The 15,507-nt window shown below is 61.4% G+C and carries 15 protein-coding genes; 10 read left to right on the top strand and 5 right to left on the bottom strand.

The window, feature by feature from the left end; all coding sequences use genetic code 11:
* The first annotated feature begins 41 nt into the window (after positions 1–41).
* Positions 42–1,991 carry an LTA synthase family protein gene (locus BLU85_RS10595; protein WP_092201581.1) on the top strand — a complete coding sequence of 650 codons (1,950 nt, stop codon included), beginning with the start codon at positions 42–44 and terminating at the stop codon, positions 1,989–1,991.
* Positions 1,992–2,044: 53 nt separating this feature from the next.
* Positions 2,045–2,788, top strand: a complete 744-nt coding sequence (locus tag BLU85_RS10600; RefSeq protein WP_092201579.1) for a phosphatase PAP2 family protein — start codon at positions 2,045–2,047, stop codon at positions 2,786–2,788.
* Between the two features lie 196 nt (positions 2,789–2,984).
* Here the strand turns inward: BLU85_RS10600 and groL are convergent, their stop codons facing one another.
* The 4 genes from groL to BLU85_RS10620 all read right to left on the bottom strand — a co-directional run bounded on the left by groL (position 2,985) and on the right by BLU85_RS10620 (position 6,491).
* A complete protein-coding gene (groL, locus tag BLU85_RS10605) occupies positions 2,985–4,628 on the bottom strand; it encodes a chaperonin GroEL (protein WP_092201577.1) in 1,644 nt (547 codons plus the stop codon).
* Positions 4,629–4,678: 50 nt separating this feature from the next.
* On the bottom strand, positions 4,679–4,972 hold the full coding sequence (locus BLU85_RS10610; protein ID WP_024619193.1) for a co-chaperone GroES: 294 nt from the start codon (positions 4,970–4,972) through the stop codon (positions 4,679–4,681).
* A 244-nt stretch (positions 4,973–5,216) separates the two neighbouring features.
* Entirely contained in the window at positions 5,217–5,693 is a 477-nt protein-coding gene (locus BLU85_RS10615) for an FxsA family protein (RefSeq protein WP_060740954.1), read from the bottom strand.
* Between the two features lie 66 nt (positions 5,694–5,759).
* Complete coding sequence (locus tag BLU85_RS10620) at positions 5,760–6,491, bottom strand: HugZ family pyridoxamine 5'-phosphate oxidase (protein ID WP_092201575.1); 732 nt, start codon at positions 6,489–6,491, stop codon at positions 5,760–5,762.
* Between the two features lie 164 nt (positions 6,492–6,655).
* Between BLU85_RS10620 and BLU85_RS10625 the strand changes: the two genes are divergently transcribed.
* Positions 6,656–7,414 (top strand): SDR family oxidoreductase, encoded by a 759-nt coding sequence (locus BLU85_RS10625; RefSeq protein ID WP_092201573.1) that lies wholly within the window; start codon positions 6,656–6,658, stop codon positions 7,412–7,414.
* A 126-nt stretch (positions 7,415–7,540) separates the two neighbouring features.
* On the opposite strand, the gene apbC is transcribed toward BLU85_RS10625, so the two are convergent.
* Entirely contained in the window at positions 7,541–8,635 is a 1,095-nt protein-coding gene (apbC, locus tag BLU85_RS10630) for an iron-sulfur cluster carrier protein ApbC (RefSeq protein WP_092201571.1), read from the bottom strand.
* Positions 8,636–8,980: 345 nt separating this feature from the next.
* On the opposite strand from apbC, the gene metG reads away from it, so the two are divergent.
* From metG to nth, 7 genes are all read left to right on the top strand, one after another.
* Positions 8,981–11,026: a methionine--tRNA ligase gene (gene metG / locus BLU85_RS10635; RefSeq protein WP_092201569.1), complete on the top strand. Its 2,046-nt coding sequence runs from the start codon at positions 8,981–8,983 to the stop codon at positions 11,024–11,026.
* Between the two features lie 130 nt (positions 11,027–11,156).
* Positions 11,157–11,729, top strand: a complete 573-nt coding sequence (locus tag BLU85_RS10640; protein WP_092201567.1) for an Rnf-Nqr domain containing protein — start codon at positions 11,157–11,159, stop codon at positions 11,727–11,729.
* Complete coding sequence (gene rsxB / locus BLU85_RS10645; protein ID WP_092201565.1) at positions 11,726–12,739, top strand: electron transport complex subunit RsxB; 1,014 nt, start codon at positions 11,726–11,728, stop codon at positions 12,737–12,739. The genes BLU85_RS10640 and rsxB overlap by 4 nt, the downstream gene beginning before the upstream one ends.
* On the top strand, positions 12,726–13,706 hold the full coding sequence (locus BLU85_RS10650) for an RnfABCDGE type electron transport complex subunit D (protein WP_092201563.1): 981 nt from the start codon (positions 12,726–12,728) through the stop codon (positions 13,704–13,706). The genes rsxB and BLU85_RS10650 overlap by 14 nt, the downstream gene beginning before the upstream one ends.
* Positions 13,703–14,311, top strand: a complete 609-nt coding sequence (locus BLU85_RS10655) for an RnfABCDGE type electron transport complex subunit G (protein ID WP_092201561.1) — start codon at positions 13,703–13,705, stop codon at positions 14,309–14,311. The genes BLU85_RS10650 and BLU85_RS10655 overlap by 4 nt, the downstream gene beginning before the upstream one ends.
* Positions 14,304–14,837 carry an Rnf-Nqr domain containing protein gene (locus BLU85_RS10660; protein ID WP_092201559.1) on the top strand — a complete coding sequence of 178 codons (534 nt, stop codon included), beginning with the start codon at positions 14,304–14,306 and terminating at the stop codon, positions 14,835–14,837. The genes BLU85_RS10655 and BLU85_RS10660 overlap by 8 nt, the downstream gene beginning before the upstream one ends.
* Positions 14,834–15,472, top strand: a complete 639-nt coding sequence (nth, locus tag BLU85_RS10665; RefSeq protein WP_053124528.1) for an endonuclease III — start codon at positions 14,834–14,836, stop codon at positions 15,470–15,472. The genes BLU85_RS10660 and nth overlap by 4 nt, the downstream gene beginning before the upstream one ends.
* Positions 15,473–15,507 lie beyond the last annotated feature (35 nt).

Consider the following 15,507-nt stretch of genomic DNA (forward strand, 5'->3'; position numbering starts at 1 on the left):
ACACTTTGCACTATCGGATTGAAAAATAAGGAAAGTAGTAAATGGACTTTATCAAAACAGCGCCTTTGCGCTTGCTGTCGCTGATCGCCAGCGCCTGGCTGGTGGTGTTTCTCCTGACCCGAACCGTTTTGCTGCTGCCCCATCTGGAAGAGGCCGGAGGCGGCGCGTTTTCCGTGTTTGCTATCGGCCTGCTGTATGACCTGGGTTTCCTCGCCTACGCGATCTTGCCGATGGGCCTGTATCTGCTGCTTTGTCCTGCGGCCCTATGGCACCGTCGCGGTCACCGCTGGTTTCTTCGGGGGCTGCTGACGATCAGTGTCTTCATCATGCTGTTCACCGCGGTCGCCGAATGGCTGTTCTGGGATGAGTTCGGCGTGCGCTTCAACTTCATCGCTGTCGATTACCTGGTCTATTCCGATGAAGTGCTGAACAACGTGCTGGAGTCTTACCCGATCGGCACCCTGCTGACGATTCTCGCGGTGTTGGCCGTGGGCTTGAGCCTGGCTTTGAGTAAACCGTTCAATGCCGCGTTCCGTGCGCCTTTACCGCCCTTGCACACACGCCTGCTCAGCGCCCTGGGTCTGCTGGTTGCCGTCGGCCTGAGCCTGCAACTGCTCAGCCAGGATACGCCGCGCGCCCAAGGCGGCAATGCCTATCAGAACGAACTGTCGAGCAACGGCCCGTATCAGTTCTTCGCAGCGTTTCGCAACAACGAACTGGACTATGGGCAATTCTACGGCAACTTACCCCCGGCGACCGTCGCCCAACAGATACGTGCCGAACTGAACGAACCTGGCGCGCGCTTCATCGGCGAAGACCCACAGGACATCCGCCGTATGATCGACAATCCCGGTGCCGCCCGGAAACCGAATATCGTGCTGGTTACCATCGAAAGTCTCAGTGCCAAATACCTGGGCAGCAACGGTGACCAACGCAACCTCACGCCCAACCTGGACGCCTTGCGCAAACAGAGTCTGTATTTCAGTAATTTCTATGCCACGGGCACCCGCACCGACCGCGGCCTGGAAGCCATCACCCTGGCCATTCCACCGACCCCGGGACGTTCGATCGTCAAACGCATCGGCCGGGAAAGCGGGTTCGCCAGCCTGGGCCAGCAATTGAGTGCGGTGGGCTACGACAGCATATTTGTCTATGGCGGGCGGGGCTACTTCGATAACATGAACGCGTTCTTCAGCGGTAACGGCTATCGGGTCGTTGATCAAAGCAGCGTCGATGAATCCGAAATCCATTTCAAGAATGCCTGGGGCATGGCCGACGAAGACCTGTACGCACAGACGTTGAAACTGGCCGATGCCAATTACGCCAAGCAGCGACCCTTTTTATTGCAGTTGATGACCACCTCCAACCATCGTCCCTACACCTATCCGGACAACCGGATCGACATCAAATCCGGCAGTGGCCGCGATGGGGCGGTAAAGTACACCGACTACGCCATCGGTCAGTTTCTGGAGCAGGCGCGGCAAAAACCGTGGTTCGATAACACACTCTTCGTTTTCGTAGCCGACCACACCGCCGGCAGCGCCGGTAAGGAAGACCTGCCGATCAGCAACTACCAAATCCCACTGTTCATCTACGCGCCGCAGTTGATCGAACCGCGAGAAAGTGACCAACTCGCCAGTCAAATCGATCTGGCCCCGACGTTGCTCGGATTGCTGAACATGGATTACCAATCGACGTTCTTCGGTCGCAATCTGCTGCAGAACAACCCATTGCCGCCCCGTGTCGTCATAGGTAATTACCAGCATCTGGGCTTGTTCGACGGCAAGGACCTGGCGATCCTAAGCCCGCGCCAGGGCCTGCGCCGGCATGACGATGCATTGACCGAGAGTCGTGAATCCCGGGCAACCCGCGAAGACCCCCTGGTCAGCCGTACCATCACGTATTACCAAACCGCCAGTTATGGCTTCAAGCAACAGCTGCTTGGCTGGAGAGTACCCAAGGAGGGTACCGAGCAAATCAGCGAACGTTAACCGAACGGCCCCAGGCTGATGTCCTGGGGCGCTTTCCTTGTTCAGGATCTGTCATGTCATCAAGCGTTCTACGCCCTGCCCCTCGCCCACTGAACTTCTGGCTATGCCTCATGATTCCCGCCATTACGGCGATCATTCTGGTTTTGCTGGAGTGGACCGATCTGGACATGGTCCTGGCCCGGCTGTTTTATGACCCAACCGTTGGCAATTTCATCGGGCGCCACAGTTTTTTTCTAGAGGACATCCTCCACGACCGGGCGAAACAACTGGTGATTGCCTTTTCGGTGCTTGCCATCATCGGATTCATCGGCTCGTTCTTCATCACCCGGCTCAAACCATTCAAACGCGAGCTGGGTTGCCTGGTGCTGTCCCTGGCACTGGCGACGTCTTTCGTCACCCCGATGAAAGCGGTGACGGCTGTGCAATGCCCCTGGAGCCTGAAGGAATTCGGCGGCAAGGAAACCTACAGTGAACTGCTCAGCCCACGCCCGGCCACCGACAAACCCGGCCGCTGCTGGCCCGGCGGTCACGCCGCCACCGGGTTCACATTGTTTGCGCTGTTCTTCGTCCTGCGCGACCGCCGTCCGCGCCTGGCCCGCCGGGCCTTGGTACTGGCCTTGACGTTGGGCACGGTGTTTTCCCTGGGGCGGATGATGCAAGGGGCACACTTCTTTTCCCATAACGTGTGGACGGCGGTGTTCTGTTGGCTGATTTGCCTGGGGTGTTACTACTACATCCTGTACCGACCGGCCGTCACGGCTGATCGCGTAGCTGTAACCCGTCCCGCCAATGCCTGAACTGAACCGCATCCCAATGTGGGAGCGAGCTTGCTCGCGATAGCGGTGGGTCAGTGCCGGATATATGAGCTGACACACCGTAATCGCGAGCAAGCTCGCTCCCACAGGGGGATTGGCGTCGCTCATAAATACAAGGCAATAAAAAACCCCGCTTGCTTTCGCAGACGGGGTTTTTCGCTACAGGGGTAAGGCTGGCTTACATCATGCCGCCCATGCCACCCATGCCGCCCATGTCTGGCATGCCGCCGCCAGCTGGAGCGTCTTCCTTGATTTCAGCGATCATCGCCTCGGTGGTGATCATCAGGCTGGCAATCGACGAAGCCGCTTGCAGAGCCGAACGAGTCACTTTGGCCGGGTCCAGGATACCCATTTCGATCATGTCGCCGTATTCGCCGGTAGCAGCGTTGTAACCGTAGTTACCCGAACCCTGCTTGACCTTGTCGACCACAACGCTTGGTTCGTCGCCGGAGTTGGCAACGATCTGGCGCAGCGGTGCTTCTACAGCGCGACGCAGCAACTGGATGCCCACGTTCTGGTCATCGTTGTCGCCCTTGAGTTCGCTGATGGCTTGCAGGGCACGAACCAGTGCCACGCCACCGCCAGGTACCACGCCTTCTTCGACGGCTGCGCGGGTAGCGTGCAGGGCGTCTTCAACGCGGGCTTTCTTCTCTTTCATTTCAACTTCGGAACCCGCACCGACCTTGATCACTGCAACGCCGCCGGACAGCTTGGCCAGGCGCTCTTGCAGTTTTTCACGGTCGTAGTCGGACGAAGTCTCGGCCACTTGTGCGCGGATCTGGGTCACGCGAGCCTGGATGTCAGCCTCGACGCCTGCACCGTCGATCACGGTGGTGTTTTCCTTGGACAGGATCACGCGCTTGGCGTTACCCAGGTGCTCCAGGGTGGTGCTTTCCAGGCTCAGGCCGATCTCTTCGGAGATCACGGTACCGCCGGTCAGTACGGCGATGTCCTGCAGCATGGCCTTGCGACGGTCGCCGAAGCCTGGAGCCTTGACGGCTGCGACTTTAACGATGCCACGCATGTTGTTCACAACCAGGGTCGCCAGGGCTTCGCCTTCAACGTCTTCAGCCACGATCAGCAGTGGGCGGCCGGCTTTGGCAACGGCTTCCAGCACGGGCAGCATTTCGCGGATGTTGGAGATCTTCTTGTCCACCAGCAGGATCAGCGGGCTGTCCAGCTCGGCGGTCATGGTGTCTGGCTTGTTGACGAAGTATGGGGACAGGTAGCCACGGTCGAACTGCATGCCTTCTACGACCGACAGTTCGTTTTCCAGGCCCGAGCCTTCTTCGACGGTGATCACGCCTTCTTTACCGACTTTTTCCATGGCTTCGGCAATGATGTCGCCGATGGAGCTGTCGGAGTTGGCGGAGATGGTGCCGACCTGGGCGATCGCCTTGGAGTCAGCGCAAGGCTTGGCCAGACCCTTCAGTTCCTTGACGATGGCGATGGTCGCCTTGTCGATGCCGCGCTTGAGGTCCATCGGGTTCATGCCGGCAGCGACGGCTTTCAGGCCTTCGTTGACGATCGACTGAGCCAGTACGGTCGCGGTGGTGGTGCCGTCACCGGCGTCATCGTTGGCACGGGAGGCAACGTCTTTGACCAGCTGCGCGCCCATGTTTTCGAAGCGGTCTTTCAGCTCGATTTCCTTGGCTACGGAAACGCCGTCCTTGGTGATGGTCGGAGCGCCGAAGCTCTTCTCGATGATCACGTTACGGCCTTTCGGGCCCAGGGTCGCTTTTACTGCGTCAGCCAGGACGTTGACACCGGCGAGCATTTTCTTGCGGGCGGAATCGCCGAATTTAACTTCTTTAGCAGCCATGATCGATATTCCTTAAATACTTTGTAGTCGCGGGAAAATGAGCGGGTAAATCAGCCTTCGACAACAGCGAGAATTTCGCTCTCGCCGATAACCAGCAGGTCTTCGCCATCAACTTTCACAGTGTTGCTACCGGAGTAAGGGCCGAACACAACCTTGTCACCCACTTTCACGGACAGCGCACGTACTTCACCGTTTTCCAGTGCCTTGCCTGGGCCTACAGCGAGGACTTCACCCTGGTTTGGCTTTTCAGCAGCCGAACCTGGCAGGACGATACCGCCAGCGGTTTTCTTTTCTTCTTCGCTGCGACGGACGACGACGCGGTCATGCAGAGGACGAAGCTTCATTGTCGATCTCTCCTAATTGTGGTTTTCATCGGCCGGTGTAGTCCCGGCGGGTTTAACGAATCCGGCTGTGCCGGGTGCGGTTCGTCAAGCGAACCGCGGAAGTCTGTCCGGTGTTGCCACCGGAAACCTTGCGGTGACCCATACATAAGGGCGCACAAGGCGATTACAAGGGCACGGTATGAAATTTTTTACTTCTCGGAGCCAAAAACGAACACGGCACCCGAAGGTGCCGTGTCGTGGTTTTTTACTTGGGGTCGCGATGTTCGAATTCGCCCTCGATCACATTGGGCTCACGGCCCAGGGGTTCTCGCGGAGCCGGCCCGCCACGGGGCTGCAGGTCATCGGCGAAGGCCCGCTGGCGCATTGCCTGTTCTTCGGCGCGCTGGCGCATTTTATTGGCCAGCAGCCGGCGGGTGAACGGCAACAGCATGACCAGGCCCAGCACGTCGCTGATGAAACCTGGCAGGATCAACAGCCCGCCACCCAATGCCAGCATCAGGCCTTCGAGCATGGTCTGGGCAGGCAGCTCGCCACGGTTCAGGCTTTCACGGGCACGCAATGCCGTGGCGAGGCCGGCGATGCGCAGCACGAACACGCCGAGCATCGAGCCGAGAATGACCAGCAACAGCGCCGGGAAAAACCCGATCGCACCGCTGACCTTGACGAATACGAACAGCTCCAACACCGGAAACAGCAGAAAGAGCAATAAAAAAGGGCGCATCAAATGGTTCCTCAACGCAAGAATGCCTTGCTATGAAACCCTAAATGACGTCGCCCTTTCGTGAATTCAAGCGTCGGCCTCGGCATTTTTTGGCCATTGCTCGGCGTGAGCCAAGTAAACCAAGGCTTCGCGCACTTGTGTCGGGGTGTTGCAAGGTGTCGCAAACGCTAGCCAGTGCAGGCCCAGACCAATGCGCAGGTGCATGCCCTCGCTGTCGATGCCCACCAGTTGCGCCGGCTCGCTTTTCGGCAGGCCGGCCAGCTCCACGTAATGGGCGATGGCTTTGGCGTGATCGGCGTTCATATGCTCGATCATGCTGGCTTCGGCTTTACCGGCGAAGGGGTTGGCCAGGGTGAGCCGATCGATCCAGTGAATGGCGCCAAAGCCGCCGATGTAGCGATGACGCACCGGCTCGAGCACCCAGAAATCGAAATCATGGGCCTTGTGGTAGTTCTGCGAGTCGGGGAAATAGCGGTAATAACGCTCGGCGGCCGCTTCGATGGCGGCGCTGTCTTCGAGCTTCCGGGCTTCGGCCAGGTAGGTCAGGCGCCCCACGGCCTGCACATCCTCGGCACCGCGCTCGCCCACCAGCATCGAACACTTGGGGTCTTTTTGCAGATTGTGAGTGTGCTGGGCAATGCGGCTGATCAGGATCAGCGGCCAGCCCTGTGCGTCCAGGCAATACGGGACGACGGAGCCGAACGGAAAGCCGGGCATGGATCTGGAATGAGTGGAGAGCATTCCACGGTACTCCTTGAGCAGCAGTTCCCGGGCATGCTTGGCAGCTTCAACGCTCAATTTATGACTCCTTCTATAAAATCCGTCTAGAAAACGGTCAGGCGACTGGAGTAATGTTCCGATACACCTAGGGGACAGTTCTCGTGTGCAATCGGGCTACACCGTCGCGAATCGAGATGCCTCCCAACAGGTCCCCTCCACCGCTGCGCCACCTGGACATGAGAATGCAACTCACTGACAAAGTAATCATTATCACTGGCGGTTGCCAGGGCCTGGGTCGTTCCATGGCCGAGTATTTCGCCGGTAAAGGCGCAAAGCTGGCGCTGGTGGACCTCAACCAGGAAAAACTCGACCAGGCGGTGGCCGCCTGCGCAGCCAAGGGCGTCGAGGCCCGTGCCTACCTGTGCAATGTCGCCAATGAAGATCAGGTCATCGACATGGTTGCCCGGGTGGCCGAGGACTTCGGCGCGATCCACGGCTTGATCAACAACGCCGGGATCCTGCGCGACGGCCTGCTGCTCAAGGTCAAGGACGGCGAAATGACCAAGATGAGCCTGGCCCAATGGCAGGCCGTGATCGACGTCAATCTCACCGGCGTATTCCTGTGCACCCGTGAAGTGGCGGCGAAAATGGTCGAGCTGAAGAACAGCGGCGCCATCATCAATATCTCGTCGATTTCCCGCGCCGGCAATGTCGGCCAGACCAACTATTCGGCCGCCAAGGCCGGTGTGGCCGCCGCCACCGTGACCTGGGCGAAGGAACTGGCGCGCTACGGCATCCGTGTCGCCGGCATCGCCCCGGGCTTCATCGAAACCGAGATGACCCTGGGCATGAAACCCGAAGCCCTGGAGAAAATGACCTCGGGGATTCCGCTCAAGCGCATGGGCAAGCCCGAGGAGATCGCCCATTCGGCGGCGTATATCTTCGAGAACGACTACTACACCGGTCGGATCTTGGAGATGGATGGCGGGTTGCGGATCTAAGGTCACCGCAAACCAAATGTGGGAGCGAGCTTGCTCGCGATAGCGTCAGTTCAGTCAGCCTTGATGCGACTGATACGCCGCTATCGCGAGCAAGCTCGCTCCCACAGTGGATAGGGTTTCAGTCGATCAATCGTCGCTGACAGTGATGTTCGGCATCGCCGGTGAAGCGGCCTCCTGCAACACGATCCGCGCGCCCACGTGGCGGGCCAGTTCCTGATAGACCATGGCGATCTGGCTGTCCGGTTCGGCGATGACCGTCGGCTTGCCGCCGTCGGCCTGTTCGCGGATCACCATCGACAGCGGCAGCGAAGCCAGCAATTCGACGCCGTACTGGGTCGCCAGTTTTTCCCCGCCACCTTCGCCGAACAGGTGCTCGGCATGTCCGCAATTGGAGCAGATGTGCACGGCCATATTCTCTACCACGCCCAGCACAGGGATGTTCACCTTGCGGAACATCTCCACGCCCTTGCGCGCGTCCAGCAGGGCCAGGTCCTGGGGGGTGGTGACGATCACCGCACCGGCCACCGGGACTTTCTGCGCCAGGGTCAGCTGGATATCGCCGGTGCCCGGCGGCATGTCGATCACCAGGTAATCCAGGTCGCCCCACGCGGTTTGCGTGACCAGTTGCAGCAAGGCCCCGGAAACCATCGGTCCGCGCCAGACCATCGGCGTGTTGTCGTCGGTCAGGAAGGCCATGGACATGACTTCCACCCCATGGGATTGCAGCGGCACGAACCACTTCTGGTCCTTGATCTGGGGCCGGGTGCCCTCGGCGATCCCGAACATGATGCCCTGGCTCGGACCGTAGATGTCCGCGTCGAGAATCCCGACCTTCGCCCCTTCACGGGCCAGGGCCAGGGCCAGGTTGGCGGCGGTGGTGGACTTGCCCACGCCGCCCTTGCCCGAGGCCACGGCGATCACGTTCTTGACGTTGGCCAGCCCCGGCACCTGCGCCTGGGCCTTATGCGCAGCGATCACGCTGGTGACCTGGACCGTCGCGGCGCTCACGCCGTCCAGGCCTTCGATCGCCATTTGCAGCATCTGCGCCCAGCCGCTCTTGAACAGGTCGGCGGCGTAGCCGATTTCCAGCTGGACACTGACGCGATCGCCCTGGATGTCGATGGCGCGCACGCATCCGGCGCTGACCGGGTCCTGGTTCAGGTAGGGGTCGGTGTACTGGCGAAGGACGGTTTCCACCGCTGCGCGGTTGACGGCGCTCATGGGCAACTCCGATAGCAAGACTTGAAAAACAGGCCGCTATCCTACGCCGAGCGCTCCCGCGTGGCGACCCGATTACAGCAGGGCGAACACCTTTGTGGCGAGGGGATTTATCCCCGCTGGACTGCGCAGCAGTCCCAAAACATTCGAACCTGATCAGCCTGACTCACCGAGGTGCCAGGTTTTGGGGTTGCTTCGCAACCCAGCGGGGATAAATCCCCTCGCCACAGATTGTGCCTGGCCCAGGCCCCCCCCAACCGATGCATGCGGAAACAGGCCAGTGGGGTGAAATATATTTCCCGGCGCTTTATAGTGGCCGACCTCCGTTTCATCAAGTAGCCGAGCCCCATGTCCGAGCCACGCAAGATTCTCGTCACCAGCGCCCTGCCCTATGCCAATGGTTCGATTCACCTCGGCCATATGCTGGAGTACATCCAGACCGATATGTGGACGCGCTTCCAGAAACATCGCGGCAACCAGTGCATCTATGTCTGCGCCGACGACGCCCACGGTTCGGCCATCATGCTGCGCGCGGAAAAGGAAGGCATCACCCCGGAACAACTGATCGCCAACGTCCAGGCCGAACACAGCGCCGACTTTGCCGAGTTCCTGGTGGACTTCGACAACTTCCACTCCACTCACGCCGAAGAGAACCGTGAGCTGTCGAGCCAGATCTACCTGAAGCTGCGTGACGCCGGGCACATCGCCACCCGTTCGGTCACCCAGTATTTCGACCCGGAAAAGAACATGTTCCTGGCCGACCGCTTCATCAAGGGCACCTGCCCGAAATGCGGCACCGAAGACCAGTACGGCGACAACTGCGAAAAATGCGGCGCCACCTACGCACCGACCGACCTGAAGGACCCGAAATCGGCGATTTCCGGCGCCACCCCGGTGCTCAGGGACTCCCAGCATTTCTTCTTCAAGCTCCCGGATTTCCAGGAGATGCTGCAAACCTGGACCCGCAGCGGCACGTTGCACGACGCGGTGGCCAACAAGCTCGCCGAATGGCTCGACTCGGGCCTGCAGGAGTGGGACATTTCCCGCGATGCACCGTACTTCGGCTTCGAAATCCCCGGCGAACCCGGCAAGTATTTCTACGTGTGGCTGGATGCGCCCATCGGCTACATGGCGAGCTTCAAGAACCTTTGCGACCGCACGCCAGGGCTGGACTTCGACGCGTTCTGGGGCAAGGACTCCACGGCCGAGGTGTATCACTTCATCGGCAAGGACATCGTCAACTTCCACGCGCTGTTCTGGCCCGCCATGCTCGAAGGCGCCGGTTTCCGCAAGCCGACCGGCATCAACGTCCACGGCTACCTGACCGTCAATGGCCAGAAGATGTCCAAGTCCCGCGGCACCTTCATCAAGGCCCGGACCTACCTGGACCACCTGTCGCCGGAATACCTGCGCTACTACTACGCGGCCAAGCTCGGCCGCGGCGTCGACGACCTGGACCTGAACCTCGAAGACTTCGTGCAGAAGGTCAACTCCGACCTGGTGGGCAAGGTCGTCAACATTGCCAGCCGTTGCGCCGGGTTCATCCACAAGGGCAACGCCGGGGTCCTGGTCGCCGGTAACGCCGCGCCGGAACTGACCGACGCTTTCCTGGCGGCGGCGCCCAGCATCGCCGATGCCTACGAGAGCCGCGACTTTGCCCGCGCCATGCGCGAAATCATGGCCCTGGCCGACCGCGCCAATGCCTGGATCGCCGACAAGGCCCCGTGGTCGCTGGCCAAGCAGGAAGGCAAGCAAGACGAAGTCCAGGCCATCTGCGCCTTGGGCATCAACCTGTTCCGCCAGTTGGTGATCTTCCTCAAGCCAGTGCTGCCGTTGCTGGCCGCTGATGCCGAAGCGTTCCTGAACGTCTCGCCGCTGACCTGGAACGACCACCAGACACTGCTGAGCAACCATCAACTGAATGCGTTCAAGCCATTGATGACCCGTATCGATGCCACCAAGGTCCAAGCCATGATCGACGCCTCCAAGGAAGACCTGGCCGCCAGCCAGACCGATACCGGCGGCGCGACCGGCAACGGTGAGTTGACCAAGGATCCGTTGTCGCCGGAAATCGACTTCGACGCTTTCGCCGCCGTTGACCTGCGCGTGGCGCTGATCGTCAAGGCCGAAGCCGTCGAAGGGGCCGACAAGCTGCTGCGCCTGACCCTGGACATCGGCGACGAGCAACGCAACGTGTTCTCCGGTATCAAGAGTGCCTACCCGGACCCGGCCAAGCTCGAAGGTCGGTTGACGATGATGATCGCCAACCTCAAGCCGCGCAAAATGCGCTTCGGCATCTCCGAAGGCATGGTGATGGCGGCGGGCCCCGGTGGCGAGGAAATCTACCTGTTGAGCCCTGACAGCGGCGCCAAGCCGGGCCAGCGGATCAAGTAACGCGACCGCGTGCTGCACGGATCCCACAGTCGCCTTGCAGGTGGCTGTGGGATTTTCATATCTGGCCCGCACTCCCGGCGTGGCGGATAATGCCTAATCTTGTAACAGGCCCTTTGTCGCCCACACGCCCATGACCGAAATCGTCCTCACGCTGTTCAGCGCCGCCCTGATCAACAACCTGGTGTTGCATTGGCCGCTGGGCGTCGATCCGCTGCTGGCGGCCAGCGGCAGAAGGCAGGTGCACGCCCTGGGCCTGGCAACGGCGTGCCTGATGCTGATCGTCGGCACCCTGGGTTATCTGGTCGACCATGGGGTGCTCGTGCCAACCCATCTGACATTCCTGCGCCTGTTGGTCTGGCTGTCCTTGAGCATCTTGCTGATCGGGCCCTTGCTGCGCCTGCTGACACGCTGGCTGCCAGCAATGCCGTTCGATGGATTGTGGCCGCTGCTGCTCGGCAATGCCGGCATCCTGGGCGTCACGCTGCTCAACGGTCAGGAAGACCGAGGCCTGGGCCACGCCATGGCGCTGAGCCTGGGTGCCGGGCTGGGCTTCTGGCTGGTGCTGAGCCTGTTCGACGACCTGCGCCAGCGCACCTTCAATCACGCTATTGCCTTGCCCTTTCGGGGACTGCCGATTCAGTTGATCAGTGCCGGACTGATGGCGGTGGCCTTTCTCGGATTGCGCGGGCTGGTCAAAACATGAGCCTGATTCAACGTATCGACGCCCTGTTGCCGCAGACCCAATGCGGCAAGTGCGGCCACCCCGGGTGCAAGCCCTACGCCGAAGGCATCGCCCAGGGCGAGCCGATCAACAAATGCCCGCCCGGCGGGCGCGAAACCATCGCGGCCCTGGCCGAGCTGATGAAAATACCGGTGCTGGAACTGGACACCAGTCGCGGCGTGGCTCCAGCGCAAATCGCCTTTATCCGCGAAGCCGAATGCATCGGTTGCACCAAGTGCATCCAGGCCTGTCCGGTGGACGCGATTGTCGGCGCGGCCAAGCTGATGCACACCGTCCTCATCGACGAATGCACCGGCTGCGACCTGTGCGTGGCGCCCTGCCCGGTCGATTGCATCGAAATGCGGCCCCTGCCGACGGCAAGCGTGTTGCCGATTGTCGGCGGCCTGGCCTTCAGCGCCGCCGAGCAACAGGCGCGAACAGCCAAGCGCAACCACGCCCGGCGCCGCTTCGAACAACGCAATGCGCGCCTGCGCCGCGAAGAAGAACAGCGCCAGGCGGAGCGCTTGGCTCGAACCCAGCGCGCGGCCCAGGCCAAGGAACAGGAACAGCCGCTCGATCCCGTACAAGCCGCACTGGAACGCGTGCGCGCGCAAAAAGCCGCCACCGCCGATGCCGCCTTGAAAAAAGCCAAGGTTGACCTGGCCATGAGCCGGGCGCAGTTGAACAAGTCCTTGAAAGCGTTCGGCCATCCGCCAACCTTCGAGCAGCAGTCGCAACTGATCCTGCTGCAACGCCAGTTCGAAGCGGCCGAGCAGGCCCTGAGCCAACTGGAGAACGCCGCACCCGCGATCACGCCAGTCCCGGCTCCGGCACAAAGCGCCGAACTGAAGCGGGCCAAGATCCAACTGGCGATGCGCCGCGCCGAACTCAGCAAAGCCCGTACGGCAGCGGCATCGGATGAACAACTGCAGGCGTTGGAGCAAGCGGTGAAGGATGCCGAACGCCAGGTGGACGTCCATGCCGCTTCCTGAGCCCGTGGACGAACGGCTGCGGCCAGCGATGACGCGGGTGTTGTTGGCGACACTGCCTGGCGTGCTGGCGTTGCTGTGGTTCCAGGGCTGGGGCGTGGCGCTCAACCTGCTGTTGTCCGGCCTCACCGCGCTGGCAGTCGAAGCGTTGGTGCTGCGTTTGCGCCGCCGGCCGCTCAAACCCGAGCTGAACGATGGCAGCGCGCTGGTCAGTGCCACGCTGCTGGCCCTGGCCTTGCCGGCGTATTGCCCGTGGTGGCTGACCGTCACCGCGGCCGCCTGCGCCTTGCTGTTCGGCAAGCACCTGTGGGGCGGCGTCGGCAGCAACCCGTTCAACCCGGCGATGCTCGGGTATGCCCTGGTGCTGGTGGCGTTTCCCGCCTATATGAGTCCCGCGTCCCACGGTTTGGGCCTGCTTGAAGGCTTGCAACAGGTGTTCGGCACTCATCCGGCGCCCGACGCCTGGGCCGGGGCCACCGCGCTGGACAGCCTGCGGACCAACACGAGCCTGACCATCGATGAACTGTTCGCCAGCGATCCGGCGTTCGGGCGTTTCGGTGGCCGCGGTGCCGAATGGGTCAATCTGGCCTTCCTGGCGGGCGGTCTGTTTCTGTTGCAACAACGGGTGTTCAGCTGGCATGCGCCGGTGGGCCTGCTGGCGAGCCTGTTTATCGTCAGCCTGCTGTGCTGGAACGGGTCGGGCTCCGATTCCCATGGCTCACCGCTGTTTCATCTGTTCAGCGGCGCGACCATGCTCGGCGCGTTTTTTATCGCGACCGAACCGGTCTCGGGCGCCAAGGCTCCTCTCGCCCGCCTGCTGTTCGGGGCCGGCATGGGGCTGCTGGTCTACCTGATCCGCACCTGGGGCGGCTACCCGGATGGCGTAGCGTTCGCGGTGTTGCTGATGAACCTCGGCGTGCCGGCACTGGACCGGTTTGCCGAGACGCGACAACGGCGGCCACTGACATGAAGAATCCCCGCGGCGTGGCAATCCTGATCCTGTTGATCGGCCTCGGTAGCGGTGCCACGTACCTCACGCACTTCGGCACCGCTGGGCGCATCGAAGCCCAGCGGCAAGCGTTGGCGAACAGGACCTTGCTTGAGGTACTGCCCACTGACCTCTACGACAATCAGCCATTGGCGCACCCCGCTTTCACCGCCTCGGTGACCTTGGCCCATAGCACGCTGCTGGGCGGTTATCTGGCGACCCGCAATGGCCAGCCCAGCGCCGTGCTGCTGCGTAGCCTGGCGCCGGGCTATGAAGGCAGCATCGAATTGCTGGTCGCCATCGATCCACAGGGCCGGCTGCTGGGCGTCAAGACGCTGCGCCAAGCCGAAACACCCGGGTTGGGCGCGGCGATTGCCGGCTGGCCGAACGCCTGGATGCAGGTCTTCACCGGCAAATCACGCCAGGCGCCTGATGACAGCGGCTGGGCCCTGAAGAAGGACCAGGGACAGTTCGATCAACTGGCCGGCGCAACCGTGACGTCCCGGGCGGTGCTCCAAGCGGTTCACGACGCGTTGCGTTACTTCGACGAGCACAAGGCTCGGTTGGGAGTGCCTGCCAATGAATAAGCCATGGGGCCTGACACACGGCCTGCTGCTCGTCCCGCTGGTGGGCGCCAGCGATTCGCTGATGGCCGCGCTGGTGCTATGGCTGGCCTGGGCCTTGATGTTCTTCTGCCAGGGCTTGGCCATGGGGTTTGTCCGACAACGCCTGACCACCGCGCAACAGCTGCTCGCCGCCATCGTGCTGGCCGCTACCTTGACCACCTGCATAGGTTTTGTCGTCCAGGCCTGGGCATTGGAACTGTATCGACCGCTGAGTCTTTACTTGGGCTGGATCGCCTTGAGCTGCGTGGCGCTGGAGCATGCGGGTTTCTTCGTCGAGTCTCGCTTGCCTGGACGCTTCAGGCTGGCTGGGGTGTTCGGTCTCTTGATGGTCAGCCTGGGCACCCTGCGTGAGCTGATCGGCGGCGGCCTCCCCCTGGCCTTGCTCGCCCCGGGCGGGTTCATTCTGCTCGGCCTGCTGCTGGCGGCCCGACAGGCCTGGACGGCAGCCAAATCCCCTTCAACCACCGAGGAAACGCCGCGCCCATGAACGCCGCAAAACGCCTGGAAATATTCCGTCGCTTTCACGAGGACAACCCGGAACCGAAAACCGAACTGGCCTATTCCTCGCCGTTCGAATTGCTGATCGCGGTCATCCTGTCGGCCCAGTCCACCGACGTCGGCGTCAACAAGGCCACGGCTAAATTGTTCCCGGTCGCCAACACCCCGGAGGCGATCTACGCCCTGGGCGTCGAAGGGTTGTCCGAGTACATCAAGACCATCGGCCTGTTCAACAGCAAGGCCAAAAACGTGATCGAAACCTGCCGCCTGCTGATCGAGCGCCACGGCAGCGAAATCCCGCAGACCCGTGAAGCGCTGGAAGCCCTTCCAGGCGTCGGCCGCAAAACCGCCAACGTCGTGCTCAATACCGCGTTTCGGCAGTTGACCATGGCGGTGGACACCCACATTTTCCGCGTCAGCAACCGTACCGGACTGGCCCCCGGCAAAAACGTGGTGGAGGTGGAGAAGAAGCTGATGAAGTTTGTCCCCAAGGAATACCTGCTGGACTCCCATCACTGGCTCATCCTCCATGGACGCTACGTCTGCCTGGCGCGCAAGCCCCGCTGCGGCAGCTGCCGAATCGAAGATTTATGCGAATACAAGCACAAGACCTCGGACGATTGAGGCGCTATTGCTTTTATCGATCTATCGATTGAAAA

Origin of the sequence: Pseudomonas sp. NFACC14 (genome assembly GCF_900106885.1) — a bacterium.
In the GTDB taxonomy this organism is placed as follows: Bacteria; Pseudomonadota; Gammaproteobacteria; order Pseudomonadales; family Pseudomonadaceae; genus Aquipseudomonas; species Aquipseudomonas fluorescens_AA.

Bases quoted from the DNA above. Each gene is read 5' to 3' on its own strand.
- BLU85_RS10595 (WP_092201581.1), top strand. From the start codon at position 42: ATGGACTTTATCAAAACAGCGCCTTTGCGCTTGCTGTCGCTGATCGCC.
- BLU85_RS10600 (WP_092201579.1), top strand. From the start codon at position 2,045: ATGTCATCAAGCGTTCTACGCCCTGCCCCTCGCCCACTGAACTTCTGG.
- groL (WP_092201577.1), bottom strand. From the start codon at position 4,628: ATGGCTGCTAAAGAAGTTAAATTCGGCGATTCCGCCCGCAAGAAAATG.
- BLU85_RS10610 (WP_024619193.1), bottom strand. From the start codon at position 4,972: ATGAAGCTTCGTCCTCTGCATGACCGCGTCGTCGTCCGTCGCAGCGAA.
- BLU85_RS10615 (WP_060740954.1), bottom strand. From the start codon at position 5,693: ATGCGCCCTTTTTTATTGCTCTTTCTGCTGTTTCCGGTGTTGGAGCTG.
- BLU85_RS10625 (WP_092201573.1), top strand. From the start codon at position 6,656: ATGCAACTCACTGACAAAGTAATCATTATCACTGGCGGTTGCCAGGGC.
- apbC (WP_092201571.1), bottom strand. From the start codon at position 8,635: ATGAGCGCCGTCAACCGCGCAGCGGTGGAAACCGTCCTTCGCCAGTAC.
- metG (WP_092201569.1), top strand. From the start codon at position 8,981: ATGTCCGAGCCACGCAAGATTCTCGTCACCAGCGCCCTGCCCTATGCC.
- BLU85_RS10640 (WP_092201567.1), top strand. From the start codon at position 11,157: ATGACCGAAATCGTCCTCACGCTGTTCAGCGCCGCCCTGATCAACAAC.
- rsxB (WP_092201565.1), top strand. From the start codon at position 11,726: ATGAGCCTGATTCAACGTATCGACGCCCTGTTGCCGCAGACCCAATGC.
- BLU85_RS10650 (WP_092201563.1), top strand. From the start codon at position 12,726: ATGCCGCTTCCTGAGCCCGTGGACGAACGGCTGCGGCCAGCGATGACG.
- BLU85_RS10655 (WP_092201561.1), top strand. From the start codon at position 13,703: ATGAAGAATCCCCGCGGCGTGGCAATCCTGATCCTGTTGATCGGCCTC.
- BLU85_RS10660 (WP_092201559.1), top strand. From the start codon at position 14,304: ATGAATAAGCCATGGGGCCTGACACACGGCCTGCTGCTCGTCCCGCTG.
- nth (WP_053124528.1), top strand. From the start codon at position 14,834: ATGAACGCCGCAAAACGCCTGGAAATATTCCGTCGCTTTCACGAGGAC.